Here is a 13423-nt window from a genome sequence, read left to right as displayed (position 1 = left end):
TACCGCGTGGTCCTACTGCTTCTTGTCGGACTGCTTCTTGTCGGACTACTTCTTGTCCTTCTTCTTGCCGGACTTCTTCTTCTTGTCCTTCTTCTTCTTGTCCTTCTTCTTCTTGTCCTTCTTCTTCTTGTCCTTCTTCTTCTTGTCGGACTGCTTCTCGTCCTTGTCCTTGGTCTTCGTGCCCTCGTCCTGCTCGCCGGGCTGTTCCGCCGGGAAGTCGTCGTCGACCACCGGGCGCGAGGCGCGGACACCGGAGGGCGCGATCCCGTCGACCGGCTCGACCACGACGGACGTGCCGGTGTCCGAGAGCACGTCGACCTGCTGCTCCTCGACCACGGGTGCCAGGGCGTCCTCGACCCGCTCCACCACGAGCTCTGCCCCGTCCTCGGCGAGCCGCAGGAGCGCCTGGGCAGCACGGACCCGCGTGGTGGTCCTCCGTGCGAGCACGTCGGCCCGGGCTCCCTCGAGGAACCCACGCAGCGCCAGCTCCACCGCCGAGCGACCACGCGGCGCCGACCGATCGAGGCGGTCGAACTCGCCGGCGATGCCCGCGACGTCGTCCTCGACGTGCTCGTCGCGCACCGACGTCACCAGCGCGGCCACCGCCGACGCTGCCCGTTCCACCGCGGCCGAGCGCTGGTCGAGCACGACGAGCATCTCGAACACGGTGCCGTACGACACCGTCTCGAGGCGCACCGGCTCGGCACCACGACCGCGGACGACGAGCCGTGACCCGGGCGTCGGCAGCCAGGCGACGACGGCGGCGACGGTCGCGACGGACCCCACGATCCGCTCGTACTCCGCCAGTCCCAGACGGTCCTGCTCGCGCAGACGGACTCGGATCGCGATCTCCTGCACCACGTGCTGCCCTCCCGGTCGGGTCGACGCAGGACCAGCCCCGCGCTCGCTCCGGACAGTAGTCCGGGACCCCGGGGGAACGACGAACGCCCCGGCGCCGTCCTGGGGGACGACGACGGGGCGTTCGGGTGGCGATCTCGGTTCGATCAGCGCGACAGCGGCTCGACGGCACGGCGTTGGTGGAGATGGGGGGAATCGAACCCCCGTCCATCGCTGCGGTTCGACGTCTTCTACGGGCGTATCCGGATGAGTCGTTCTGCTCGGCCCCGTCCTTTGCTACCGGCTTCTAGGACGACGGGCCCAGTCTCAGTGCAAGTCCCGCACGGCCCTGAGGCGCAACCGTGCAGCAAGTCCTCTGGATGACGCCGGAACTCAGGTTAGAAGACGATCACCTGGCCGACGGACTTCATGTGCTGGGCTGCTTACGCAGCGAGAGCGAAGTCAGTGCGCTTGGAATTGGCACTTGTTGTTTTCCACGGATCGTTCACGAGATGACCGTGGGTCCTCGGCCCGCTTCCCGTCGGCACACAGGCAATGTCGAAACCGATCATCCCCGTACGGGCCGTGACGTGCGAGCCGCTGTCACGCTGTTGAGTTGCCAATGCTCCCCGTGAGGAGCGGACCACAGCCTAGCGGGGTGTGCTGGACGACGCCACCGGCGTTCGCCGAGGGCTCACCCCGCGGCGCTCACTCGCCGAGGCGGTTGCGCGAGCGCATGGCGCGCTCGGCCTCGCGCTTGTCGGTCTTCTCGCGCAGGGCCTGACGCTTGTCGAACTCGCGCTTGCCCTTGGCGACCGCGATCTCGACCTTCGCCCGGCCGTCGTGGAAGTAGATCTTCATCGGCACGAGCGTGTACCCGCCCTGCGCGGTCTTGTGCGAGATCTTCACGATCTGCTGCTTGTGCAGGAGGAGCTTGCGCTTCCGCCGCGGCGCGTGGTTGTTCCACGTCCCCTCGGTGTACTCGGGGATGTGCACGGAGTCGAGCCAGGCCTCGCCACCGTCGATGAACGCGTAGCCGTCGACGAGCGAGGCCCGCCCCTCGCGGAGGGACTTCACCTCGGTACCCGAGAGCACCATGCCCGCCTCGTACGTGTCCTCGATCAGGTAGTCGTGGCGCGCGCGACGGTTGGTCGCCACGATCTTCTCGCCGCGTTCCTTCGCCATGGTGACTCCCTTCGTGACCGGGCACGGACCCCGGTGCTGCTGCGCAGCCCTACAGCCTAGTGAACACGACGACCGCAGCGCACCTTCCCGGCGCGCCGCGGTGCGCCGGCAACCCCAGGCTCGCGCAGGCGGACACGTTCATGGCAGGACCACCGCGAAGATGTCCGCCACGGCGAGCCTCGCGCCGGACGATCGACCGCCGCTCGGGCCGGGTCAGACGCGCAGGTACCGGCGGATCGCGATGAGCGCCGAGACCCCGGCCAGGAGCACGCCGATCACGATCACCGCGGGCACGACCACGGCCGCGTCGCTCATGCCGATGAAGGCGGTGCCGGAGAACCGCTGCGCCAGGTAGTTCCGGACGAAGAACCAGACCACCGCGGTGATCGCGCCACCGGCGAGCACCGCTCCGATCGCGGCGGCGATCACCCCCTCGAGCACGAAGGGTGTCTGGATGAACCGGTTCGACGCCCCGACCAGGCGCATGATGCCGAGCTCGCGTCGCCTGCTGAACGCCGAGAGTCGGATGGTGGTCGCGATGAGCAGCACGGCCGCCACGAGCATCAGCGACGCGATGCCGATCGCCGTGTACGACGATGCGTTGAGCAGGTTGAAGATCGGCTGCAGGTACCCGCGCTGGTCGACGACGCTCTGCACGCCGGCGACCTTCGACAGGCTCTCGACGAGCACGTCCGCCTGCGACGGGTTCTTCAGGTTCACCCAGAAGGTCTCGTTGAGGTACTCCGGCTTCACGAACTCGGTCGCGGGCGAGTCCTTGAACTGCTCCTTGAACCGCGTGAACGCCTGGTCCTGGTCCTCGTAGTACGTCTTCTCGATGTACGGCTTCAGGGTGGACGAGTCGAGCTGCGCCTGGACCTGCTCGCGCTGGTCCTCGGTCGCCTTGGCACCGGTGCAGTTGCCGGTGGTGTCGGTGTCGGTGCACAGGTACACCGCGACCTGCGCCCGGTCGTACCAGTACCCCTTCATCTGGTTGATCTGCATCTGCAGCAGGATCGCCGTGCCCACGAAGGTGAGCGAGATGAAGGTCACCAGGACGACCGAGACCACCATCGACGCGTTGCGCCGCAGGCCCGAGCCGACCTCGGACATGACGAGCCCGAGCCTCATCGGATGAGCCCCGGGATCGTCTGGATGCCGGTCGTGTTCGAGACGCCGGAGCCGCGCTGGATCGGCAGCGCCTGCGTCTGGTACCCGCCGGACTGCTCGTCGCGCAGGACGGTGCCGTTCGAGAGCTCGATGACCCGGCGCTGCATCTGGTTCACGATGCTGGCGTCGTGCGTCGCCATGAGCACGGTGGTGCCTCCCTGGTTGATGCGTTCGAGGAGCGCCATGATGCCCGCCGAGGTGGTCGGGTCGAGGTTGCCGGTGGGCTCGTCGGCCAGCAGGATCGCCGGCTTGTTGACGACCGCACGGGCGATCGCGACGCGCTGCTGCTCACCACCGGAGAGCTCGTGCGGCATCCGGGTGGCCTTGCCGGCCAGGCCGACGAGCTTGAGCACGTCGGTGACGGCCTCGCTGATGAAGCCCTTGCTCTTGCCGATCACCTGGAGCGAGAACGCGACGTTGTCGAAGACGTTCTTGTTCGGCAGGAGCCGGAAGTCCTGGAAGACCACACCGAGGTTGCGGCGGAAGTACGGGACCTTGCGCGACGACAGCGCGCCGAGGCGCTGGCCGAGCACGTGGATCTGCCCGCGGGTCGGCTTCTCCTCCTTGAGCACGAGGCGGAGGAAGCTCGACTTGCCGGAGCCGGACGCGCCGACGAGGAAGACGAACTCACCCTTGAGGATCTCGAGGGAGAGGTCGTCGAGCGCGGGACTCGGGTTGCCCGAGTAGACCTTGGTGACCTGGTCGAATTTGATCATGACCGGATCAGGCTAGGTCGGGTGGGCCGGAAGTCAACCGAGGCGCGCGGCTCGACTCCCCCGCGAGCTCGCTCAGGAATCGTCGCCCTGCTTGCGCCAGCGGATGCCCGCGTTGATGAAGCCGTCCAGGTCCCCGTCGAACACCGACGACGGGTTGTTGACCTCGTGCTCGCTCCGGAGGTCCTTGACCATCTGGTACGGCGCGAGGACGTACGAGCGGATCTGGTCACCCCAGCTCGCCGTGATGTTGCCGGCGAGCTCCTTCTTCTTCGCGTTCTCCTCCTCCTTCTTCAGGAGCAGCAGGCGCGACTGCAGCACGCGCATGGCGGCTGCGCGGTTCTGGATCTGCGACTTCTCGTTCTGCATGGACACGACGGTGCCGCTCGGCAGGTGGGTCAGGCGGACGGCGGAGTCCGTGGTGTTGACCGACTGGCCACCGGGGCCGGAGGACCGGAACACGTCGACCCGGATGTCGTTCTCCGGGATGTCGATGACCGCGGTCTCCGGCATGAGCGGGATGACCTCGACCGCGGCGAACGAGGTCTGGCGCTTGCCCGCGGCACCGAACGGCGACATGCGGACGAGGCGGTGCGTGCCGGCCTCGACCGAGAGCGTGCCGAAGGCGTACGGCGCGTCGACCTCGAACGTCGCGGACTTGATGCCCGCTTCCTCCGCGTAGGAGGTGTCCATGACGGTGGTCTTGAAGCCGTGCTGCTCGGCGTAGCGCAGGTACATGCGGAGGAGCATCTCGGCGAAGTCCGCCGCATCGACACCGCCGGCACCGGCGCGGATCGTGATCACCGCGGGGCGCTCGTCGTACTCGCCGTCGAGGAGGGTCTGCACCTCGAGGTCGCCCATGGTCTTCTGGATGGCCTTGAGCTCGTCCTGCGCCTCGGCCGCGGAGTCGGCGTCGTCGGCCTCGTTCGCCATCTCGACGAGGACCTCGAGGTCGTCGATGCGCTGCTCGGTGTCGGTCATCTTCCGGAGCTCGGCCTGCTTGTGCGAGAGCGCGCTCGTCACCTGCTGCGCGTGCTCGACGTCGTCCCACAGGTCCTGGGCACCCGCCTGCTCGCTCAGTTCGGCGATCTCGCGCTGGAGCCGGTCGACGTCGACGACCGAGCGGATGTTGCCGAAGGTCTCGCGGAGGGCGGACAGCTGCTCGGTGAAGTCAAGTTCGACCATGGTCACCGATCCTACCGGTGCCCACCGGCCGGGAGGCTCGCCGCACTCCGCCGTGTGGGCTCGCGTCCGGCAGGTGGCCGCTGTGGAGGACCGTGGGGACCTGGTCGCTCAGCGTCCGAGCAGAGGCGTCCGGGACGCCAGGCCGGCTGCGCCGGCCCGGGCGACCGCGTCGGGCAGCGCGGCGAGGAAGGCGTCGACGTCGGCGTCGGTCGAGGTGTACCCGAGCGTGATGCGCAGGGCGCCGCGGGCCTCGTCCTCGGACAGGCCCATGCCGAGCAGCACGTGCGACGCCTCGGGGACGCCGGCCTGGCAGGCGGACCCGGTCGACACGGCGACCCCGGCCGCGTCGAGCAGGAACAGCAGCGAGTCGCCCTCGCACCCGGGGAAGGTGAAGTGGGCGTTGCCGGGGAGCCGGTCGACCGGGTCGCCCATGAGCACGGCGCTCGGGACGCGTTCCAGGACCCCCGCGACGAGCCGGTCGCGCAGGGCCGACGCGTCGTGCAGCCCGGCCTCCGCGGCGACACCGAAGGCCGCCGCCGCCGGGGCGTCCTGCGTCCCGCTGCGGACCTGTCGCTGCTGGCCACCGCCGTGGATGAGCGGCTCGACCGTCGCACGGCGCCCGAGGACCAGCGCGCCGATCCCGACCGGCCCACCGATCTTGTGCGCCGACACGCTGAGCGCGTCGAGGCCGGAGGCCGCGAACGACACCGGGACCTGCCCGTACGCCGCGACGGCGTCGCTGTGCACCGGCACACCGGCGGCGTGCGCCAGCTCGACGATGCGGTCGACCGGCTGCAGGGTCCCGACCTCGTTGTTCGCCCACAGGAACGTGACCAGGGCGACGTCCGAGGCGTCGGCGAGCCGTGCCTCCAGGCCGACGAGGTCGACGCGACCCTGCGCGTCCAGCGGGACCACGTCGACGACGGCACCCTCGTGGCGTTCGAGCCACTCGACCGTGTCGACGGTGGCGTGGTGCTCGCCCGCCGGCACGACGATGCGCGGCCGCGGACGGTCCTGCTGCCGCGCCCAGTACAGCCCCTTGACCGCGAGGTTGATGCTCTCGGTGCCGCCGGAGGTGAAGACGACCTCGACCGGCGCCGCGTCGAGCGACCGGGCGACCGCGGCGCGACCGTCCTCGAGCAGCATCTTCGCGCGCTGGCCGGCGCTGTGGATCGACGACGGGTTGCCCACCGTGGCCAGGGCCCGGGTGAACGCGGCGAGCGCCGCGGGCAGGATGGGCGTCGTCGCCGCGTGGTCGAGGTAGACCGGCATGACTGCGCCCCTTCCGTGTGCGTTCACAGGATACCTCCGGCCCCTCGTACCCTGGTCGTCATGCACCGCACCGCGATCGACGAGACCCCCGGCTTCCGCCTCGGTGACGGCGTGCCCCGCTTCTCGGTGCGTTCCGCCTCGGCGACCGCGGTGACCCTCGTGGTCGTCGACGCCGACGGTGTCGAGACCCGCCACGTCCTGTCGCGGACCGACGGCACCGACCGGTGGGCGGCGGAGACGCCGGACGTGCGGCCGGGCGATCGGTACCACCTGCTCGTCGACGGTCCGGACGGACCCCGCCACGCGTTCGACCCCGCGCGACCGCTGCTCGACCCGTACGCGCGTGGCATCGTCCCCGCGGCGACGGCCGCTGGGAGCGGCGGCCCACGGTGGACGAGCGTCGTGGTCGACGATGCCTTCGACTGGGGCGGTGTGCCGAAGCCCGACGTCCCCCTGGACCGGACCGTCGTGTACGAGGCGAACGTCCGCACGCTCACCGCTGCGAACCCCGACGTCCCCGAGCACCTGCGCGGGACGTACGCCGGCGTCGCGCACCCGAGCACCATCGCCCACCTGCGCCGCATCGGCGTGACGACCCTCGAGCTGCTGCCCGTGCACGCGTTCGACACCGAGGCGTGGCTCCGGGACGCCGGTCGCGAGAACGCGTGGGGCTACAACACCCTCGGGTTCTTCGCACCGCACGCGGCCCACGCCTCGTCGGACGCCCGTGCCGCGGGTGCCTCCGCGGTGCTCCGCGAGTTCAAGGGCATGGTGAGACTCCTGCACGAGGCGGGCATCCAGGTGCTGCTCGACGTCGTCTACAACCACACCGCCGAGGAGGGCACCGGCGGACCCACCACCTCGCTGCGCGGCATCGACGGGGCGGGGCGGTACCGCTGGACCGAGGACGGTACGTCGTACTACGACACCACCGGCTGCGGGAACACGCTCGACACCTCGGTCGAGGCCACCGCGGACATGGTCGTCGACAGCCTGCGCTACTGGGCGCGCGAGGTGCAGGTCGACGGGTTCCGGTTCGACCTGATGGCGGCGCTCGCCCGCGACGAGCACCACGTGTTCGACCCGGCGCACCCGTTGCTCGAGCGCATCCGGCAGCACCCGGACCTGCAGGACGTGCTCGTCGTCGCCGAGCCGTGGGACGTCGGTCCCGACGGGTGGCGCACGGGGGCGTTCGGCCCCGGCACGAGCGAGTGGAACGACGGGTTCCGGAACACCGTCCGCCAGTTCTGGCTGACCGACGTCGCCGAGGAACGCCGGAACGGCACCCCGCAGGCGGGCATCGGTCGGCTCGCCGAGGCGCTCACCGGGTCCCGCGGCACCTTCGGCCAGGAGCGCGGCCCCCTCGCGAGCGTCAACTTCGTCACGGCCCACGACGGCTTCACGCTGCTCGACCTCGTCTCGCACGACCGCAAGCACAACGAGGCGAACGGCGAGGACGGGCGGGACGGGTCCGACGACAACCGCTCGTTCAACCACGGGATCGAGGGCGACACGGCCGACCGCGGGGTGCGTGCCGCCCGGGGCCGGTCGATGCGGAACCTCGTCGGCACCCTGATGCTCTCGGCGGGCATCCCGATGCTGACCGCCGGCGACGAGCGCAGCAGGACGCAGCACGGCAACAACAACGCCTACGTCGTGTCCGACGACCTGACCGCCGTCGACTGGTCGGACGACGAGGACGCCGAGGCGATGACCGAGGCGGTCGCGGCGCTCACGCGGCTGCGCGCAGCGCACCCGGCGCTCCGGCCGACGCGCTTCGGGGTCGAGGGGCGGGAGACGCCCGGAGCGTCGCGCATGGCGTGGTACGGACCGGACGGGCAGCCGATGACCCCCGAGGGGTGGGACCAACCCATCCACCGGGTCGTGCAGTACTTCGCCGAGTCGACCCCGGAGCACGAGCCGTTCGACCGGGTGCTCGTGGTCGTGCACGGCAGCGGGCGGACGCGGGACCTGACGCTGCCGGCGCGCCAGGACGTGCTCGGGTACCGGTTGGCCTGGTCGAGCGAGAAGCACCGCGACCACGAGCGGCTCCGGCCGGGCGGGCAGGTCTTCACCGCGTACGGCCCCGGCATCCACGTCTTCGAGGTGGCGTAGGGGGGTCGTGGCCCTCCGCGCGCCCGTCCGGGGAAGGAACGGGCGACGGAGCCCGCACGTGCGCGTCCTGCACAGGCCGTGTGACGCGCCCGACACTGCACAGGGAACGCGTTCCGGGGAACGCGAGCGCTCCGGCCGGGTAGCGTCGCCTCCGTGGCCACCGCAGATCGACCCCGCCGACCGAAGATCGGACGCATCCCGATCACCCAGCTCGCGCCGACGACCCCGAACGGGTTCCCGGGCAAGGCGTTCGACGGCGAGGTGATCACGTTCGGCGCGACCGTCTTCCGCGAGGGCCACGGGGTCATCGGCGCCGACCTCGTGCTCGAACGCCCGGACGGCGGCACACGCACCGTGCCGATGCTGCTCGGCGCCCCCGGCACGGACCGCTACGAGGCCACCGTGCAGGTCGACCACGTCGGCGTCTGGACGTGGCACGTCGAGTCGTTCTCCGACGACTGGGCGACGTGGCTGCACGCCGCCCGGCTCAAGATCGCCGCCGGTGTCGACACCGAGGCGACGCTCCTCGACGGCGCCGTCCTGCTCGACCGACTCGCCGCCGAGACCGACTCCAGCGCCGCCGTCCGCGCGGCCGAGCAGCTGCGGGACACCGACCTCGAGCCGACCGAGCGCCTCACGGCCGTCGACGACCCGCGCATCACGGGTGAGGTCGAGGACTCCCCGCTGACCTCGCTCCGGACGCACTCCCCCACGCAGCTCCTCGACGTCGAGCGGCAGCGCGCGGGCGTCGGCGCCTGGTACGAGTTCTTCCCCCGCAGCGAAGGGGCGAAGAAGAACGCCGACGGCTCGTGGAGGAGCGGCGACTTCCGCACCGCGGCCCGCCGGCTCCCGGCCGTCGCGCGCATGGGCTTCGACGTGATCTACCTCCCGCCGATCCACCCGATCGGCACCACGGCGCGCAAGGGCCCGAACAACACGCTCACCCCGGGACCGCACGACCCGGGCAGCCCGTGGGCGATCGGTGGTCCCGAGGGTGGGCACGACGCGATCCACCCCGACCTCGGCACCGAGGACGACTTCCGCGTCTTCGTCGAGACGGCGAAGAACAGCGGGATGGAGGTCGCGCTCGACTTCGCACTCCAGTGCTCCCCCGACCACCCGTGGGTGGACCAGCACCCCGAGTGGTTCACGGTCCGGGCGGACGGGTCGATCGCCACGGCCGAGAACCCGCCGAAGCGGTACCAGGACATCTACCCGATCCAGTTCGACAGCGACCCCGAGGGCATCGTCACCGAGGTCCTTCGGGTCCTCGAGCACTGGATCGCGTTCGGGATCCGCATCTTCCGCGTCGACAACCCGCACACCAAGCCGCTCTGGTTCTGGGAACGCGTCATCCGCGAGGTCCGCGACCAGCACCCGGACACGGTGTTCCTCGCCGAGGCCTTCACCCGCCCGGCGATGATGCGCGCCCTGGCCGAGGCCGGGTTCCAGCAGTCGTACACGTACTTCACGTGGCGGAACACGAAGGAGGAGATCGAGGACTACTTCTCCGAGCTCAGCCACGAGACGAGCGCCTACCTGCGCCCGAACCTCTTCGTGAACACCCCCGACATCCTCACCGAGTACCTGCAGTTCGGCGGTCGCGCCGGTTACAAGGTGCGCGCCGCGCTCGCCGCGACCGGGGCGCCGACCTGGGGCATGTACGCCGGGTACGAGCTCTTCGAGGACGTCGCACGCCCGGGGTCCGAGGAGAACATCGACAACGAGAAGTACGAGTACAAGCCGCGCGACTTCGCCCTGGCCGAGGCCGAGGGCGCGAGCCTCGCGCCGTACGTCACGATGCTCAACCGCTTCCGTCAGGCCCACCCCGCGCTGCGTCAGCTCCGGAACCTGCACGTCCACGACGCCGAGGACCCGGCGATCGTCGTCTACTCGAAGCACCTGCCCGCCGAGTTCATCCGGTCGGGCCGCGCGGACACGGTGATCGTCGTCGCGAACGTCGACCCGCACTCGGCGCGCGAGACCACCGTGCACCTCGACCTCGCCGCGCTCGGGCTGCCGAACGAGCAGCCGTTCGTCGTCCGCGACGTCGTCACCGGGCAGCGCTGGGAGTGGGGTTCGTCCAACTACGTCCGCCTCGACGCCTTCCAGGAGCCCGTGCACCTGCTCGTCGTGGAGGGACCCGTCCGATGACCGACAGCGACCCGAAGGGGACCCCGCCGATGGGCTCCGACCGTCCCACCCCCGCCACCCCGGACCGAGGCCAGGGGCCGAGCGTCCCGCCGGTGCCGCCCCCGCCGCCGCCCGTGACCCGCTCCCGTGCCCCGGGCGTGGTCCCGCCGGCCGACCAACCGGCCCCCCGGTACGAGCCACGGGTCTCGGCACCGCACGAGGACCTCCCCGGCGCCGCGCCCGTGGCGAAGGAGACGCCGGACCGCGGGGTCCCGGAGTCGGCGACCCTCGCCGGCGCAGCTCGTGACGGCTCCCCGGCACCGACCGGCCCGGAGCCCACGGACCCGACCGGTCTGTCGGCGGACGGCGCGGACGCACCGCTCTCCGAGGGTGGACGCTCGGCGGCACCGGGAGCGACGGCGACCGCGGCGGACCTCGTCCCAGCACCCGAGTCCGCAGCACCACAGCCCGCGGCACCGCAGCACGCAGCACCGCAGCACGCAGCGCCCGCCGGCGGCTCCGACGTCGCCCCGACCTCGGGAGCGGCTCCCCGGCCGGCGCCGGTCGAGGACTGGCTCCGCCAGCAGGTGGCCGAGGGCCGTTGGTCCCAGCCGCACGACGTGCTCGGTCCGCACCCGGTGGACGGGGGCACGAGCGTGCGCGTCGTCCGGCACCTCGCGACGGCCGTCCGCATCGTGCGCCCCGACGGCGACGACGTCGAACTGACCCACGAGGGCGACGGTCTCTGGGCGGGCGCCACGACCGGCACGCTCGGTCGGTACCGCGTCGAGGCCGACTACGACCTCGACGAGTCCACCGACGCCGACGACGCGACGTGGACCACCGACGACGCCTACCGCTTCGCGCCGACCATCGGCGAACTCGACCTCCACCTGTTCGGCGAGGGCCGTGACGAGCAGCTCTGGCAGCACCTCGGCGCGCACGTCCGCACCGTCGACGGCGTCGACGGCGTCGCGTTCACCGTGTGGGCACCCCGCGCCACCGCCGTCCGCGTGATCGGGGACTTCGAGGGGTGGGAGGGCCGCACCACCGCGATGCGTCGCCTGAACGACCTCGGCGTGTGGGAGCTCTTCTGGCCCGGCGCCCTCGTCGGGCAGCGGTACAAGTTCCAGATCCTCACCGACTCCGGCTGGGTCGAGCGAGCGGACCCGTTCGCCCGACGCACCGAGGTCCCGCCGCTGACCGCCTCGGTCGTCACCGCCTCCGACCACACGTGGTCCGACGGCGACACCGCCTGGGTGGCGCGTCGAGCGCAGACGACGACCCACGATGCGCCGATGAGCGTCTACGAGGTGCACCTCGGATCGTGGCGCCCCGGGCTCTCCTACCGCGAGGCCGCCGATGCGCTCATCGGCCACGTGCAGCACCTCGGGTTCACCCACGTCGAGTTCCTGCCGCTCGCCGAGCACCCGTTCGGTGGCTCGTGGGGCTACCAGGTCACCGGGTACTACGCTCCGACCGCGCGCTTCGGCACGCCGGACGACCTGCGCTACCTGATCGACCGCCTGCACAGCGCCGGCATCGGCGTGATCATGGACTGGGTACCGGGACACTTCCCGAAGGACGAGTGGGCACTCGCGAAGTTCGACGGCTACGCGCTGTTCGAGCACCCGGATCCGCGTCGCGGTGAGCAGCTCGACTGGGGCACCTTCGTGTTCGACTTCGGGCACCCGCAGGTCCGCAACTTCCTGGTGGCGAACGCGCTCTACTGGTTCGAGGAGTTCCACATCGACGGCCTGCGGGTCGACGCCGTGGCCTCGATGCTGTACCTCGACTACTCCCGCACCGAGTGGCTGCCGAACATCCACGGCGGTCGCGAGAACCTCGAGGCGATCTCGTTCCTGCAGGAGACGAACGCCACGGCCTACAAGCGCTACCCCGGCATCGTGATGATCGCCGAGGAGAGCACCTCGTGGCCCGGTGTCACCCAGCCGACGAGCGCCGGCGGGCTCGGCTTCGGCCAGAAGTGGAACATGGGCTGGATGCACGACTCGCTGCAGTACATCGAGCGTGACCCGGCGTACCGCGCGTACCACCACGACGAGATCACGTTCTCGCTGGTCTACGCCTTCAGTGAGCAGTTCACCCTGCCGATCAGCCACGACGAGGTCGTGCACGGGAAGGGCTCGCTCTACGGGAAGATGCCCGGCGACGAGTGGCAGAAGCTCGCGAACGTCCGGGCCTACCTCGCGTTCATGTGGGCGCACCCCGGCAAGCAACTGCTCTTCATGGGCCAGGAGTTCGCCCAGCCGTCGGAGTGGTCCGAGGCCCGGGGGCTGGACTGGTGGCTCCTCGACGATCCGGGACACCTCGGCGTGCAGGACCTCGTGGCGTCGCTGAACCGCGTCTACAAGGAGACCCCGGCGCTGTGGACGCACGACTCCTCCCCCGAGGGCTTCGAGTGGATCGAGGGCGGCGACGCGCCGCACTCGACGCTCGGGTTCCTCCGGAAGGACGGCGACGACCGTCTCGCGGTCTTCGTGAACTTCTCCGGGGTACCCGTCGAGCGCCGGTTCGGGCTGCCCGCTGCGGGCACCTGGCACGAGGTGCTCAACACCGACGCCACGGAGTACGGCGGGTCCGGTGTCGGCAACATGGGTTCGGTCACGGCCGACGAGACGCCGTGGGCCGGCCGCCCGGCCTCGGCCCACCTGGTGGTCCCGCCGCTGGGTGCGGTCTGGCTGCGACTGGCCGACTGACCCCGCCGCCGCGCGGACGCGACCACGGGACGGACGGGAGGCCCGGTGCCAGCTGGCACCGGGCCTCCCGTCCGTCGTCCGCCCGTGTCGTCCGCG

At 70.9% G+C, this 13423-nt stretch carries 9 protein-coding genes and 1 other RNA gene; 3 read left to right on the top strand and 7 right to left on the bottom strand.

All coding sequences use genetic code 11. From position 1 onward, the window contains the following. Nucleotides 1–45 precede the first annotated feature (45 nt). The 7 genes from M3677_RS02330 to M3677_RS02300 all read right to left on the bottom strand — a co-directional run bounded on the left by M3677_RS02330 (nucleotide 46) and on the right by M3677_RS02300 (nucleotide 6359). Nucleotides 46–861: a hypothetical protein gene (locus M3677_RS02330; RefSeq protein ID WP_251159695.1), complete on the bottom strand. Its 816-nt coding sequence runs from the start codon at nucleotides 859–861 to the stop codon at nucleotides 46–48. Between the two features lie 174 nt (nucleotides 862–1035). Next, nucleotides 1036–1413: a transfer-messenger RNA gene (ssrA, locus tag M3677_RS02325) on the bottom strand. 132 nt (nucleotides 1414–1545) lie between these two features. Continuing rightward, a complete protein-coding gene (gene smpB / locus M3677_RS02320; protein ID WP_066654782.1) occupies nucleotides 1546–2022 on the bottom strand; it encodes an SsrA-binding protein SmpB in 477 nt (158 codons plus the stop codon). A gap of 213 nt (nucleotides 2023–2235) precedes the next feature. After that, nucleotides 2236–3150 carry a permease-like cell division protein FtsX gene (gene ftsX, locus M3677_RS02315; protein WP_209682249.1) on the bottom strand — a complete coding sequence of 305 codons (915 nt, stop codon included), beginning with the start codon at nucleotides 3148–3150 and terminating at the stop codon, nucleotides 2236–2238. After that, complete coding sequence (gene ftsE, locus M3677_RS02310; RefSeq protein ID WP_066654786.1) at nucleotides 3147–3905, bottom strand: cell division ATP-binding protein FtsE; 759 nt, start codon at nucleotides 3903–3905, stop codon at nucleotides 3147–3149. Before ftsE ends, ftsX begins: the two co-directional genes overlap by 4 nt. A gap of 72 nt (nucleotides 3906–3977) precedes the next feature. Beyond that, nucleotides 3978–5087, bottom strand: coding sequence for a peptide chain release factor 2 (prfB, locus tag M3677_RS02305; protein WP_251159694.1), 1110 nt, complete (start codon nucleotides 5085–5087; stop codon nucleotides 3978–3980). Between the two features lie 108 nt (nucleotides 5088–5195). Next, nucleotides 5196–6359 (bottom strand): cysteine desulfurase family protein, encoded by a 1164-nt coding sequence (locus M3677_RS02300; protein ID WP_251159693.1) that lies wholly within the window; start codon nucleotides 6357–6359, stop codon nucleotides 5196–5198. 60 nt (nucleotides 6360–6419) lie between these two features. On the opposite strand from M3677_RS02300, the gene glgX reads away from it, so the two are divergent. The 3 genes from glgX (at nucleotide 6420) to glgB (ending at nucleotide 13327) form a co-directional block, all read left to right on the top strand. Further along, nucleotides 6420–8474: a glycogen debranching protein GlgX gene (gene glgX, locus M3677_RS02295; protein ID WP_251159692.1), complete on the top strand. Its 2055-nt coding sequence runs from the start codon at nucleotides 6420–6422 to the stop codon at nucleotides 8472–8474. Nucleotides 8475–8627: 153 nt separating this feature from the next. Beyond that, nucleotides 8628–10628, top strand: coding sequence for an alpha-1,4-glucan--maltose-1-phosphate maltosyltransferase (locus M3677_RS02290; protein WP_251159691.1), 2001 nt, complete (start codon nucleotides 8628–8630; stop codon nucleotides 10626–10628). Next, a complete protein-coding gene (gene glgB / locus M3677_RS02285) occupies nucleotides 10625–13327 on the top strand; it encodes a 1,4-alpha-glucan branching protein GlgB (RefSeq protein WP_251159690.1) in 2703 nt (900 codons plus the stop codon). Before M3677_RS02290 ends, glgB begins: the two co-directional genes overlap by 4 nt. Nucleotides 13328–13423 lie beyond the last annotated feature (96 nt).

The sequence above is a fragment of the Curtobacterium sp. P97 genome, from assembly GCF_023712445.1.
Classification (GTDB): domain Bacteria; phylum Actinomycetota; class Actinomycetes; order Actinomycetales; family Microbacteriaceae; genus Curtobacterium.
This window is presented reverse-complemented; position numbering and strand designations above follow the sequence as displayed.

Excerpts from the sequence above, each read along its gene's own strand:
- smpB (WP_066654782.1), bottom strand. The coding sequence starts at position 2,022 with ATGGCGAAGGAACGCGGCGAGAAGATCGTGGCGACCAACCGTCGCGCG.
- ftsX (WP_209682249.1), bottom strand. The coding sequence starts at position 3,150 with ATGAGGCTCGGGCTCGTCATGTCCGAGGTCGGCTCGGGCCTGCGGCGC.
- ftsE (WP_066654786.1), bottom strand. The coding sequence starts at position 3,905 with ATGATCAAATTCGACCAGGTCACCAAGGTCTACTCGGGCAACCCGAGT.
- prfB (WP_251159694.1), bottom strand. The coding sequence starts at position 5,087 with ATGGTCGAACTTGACTTCACCGAGCAGCTGTCCGCCCTCCGCGAGACC.
- M3677_RS02300 (WP_251159693.1), bottom strand. The coding sequence starts at position 6,359 with ATGCCGGTCTACCTCGACCACGCGGCGACGACGCCCATCCTGCCCGCG.
- glgX (WP_251159692.1), top strand. The coding sequence starts at position 6,420 with ATGCACCGCACCGCGATCGACGAGACCCCCGGCTTCCGCCTCGGTGAC.
- glgB (WP_251159690.1), top strand. The coding sequence starts at position 10,625 with ATGACCGACAGCGACCCGAAGGGGACCCCGCCGATGGGCTCCGACCGT.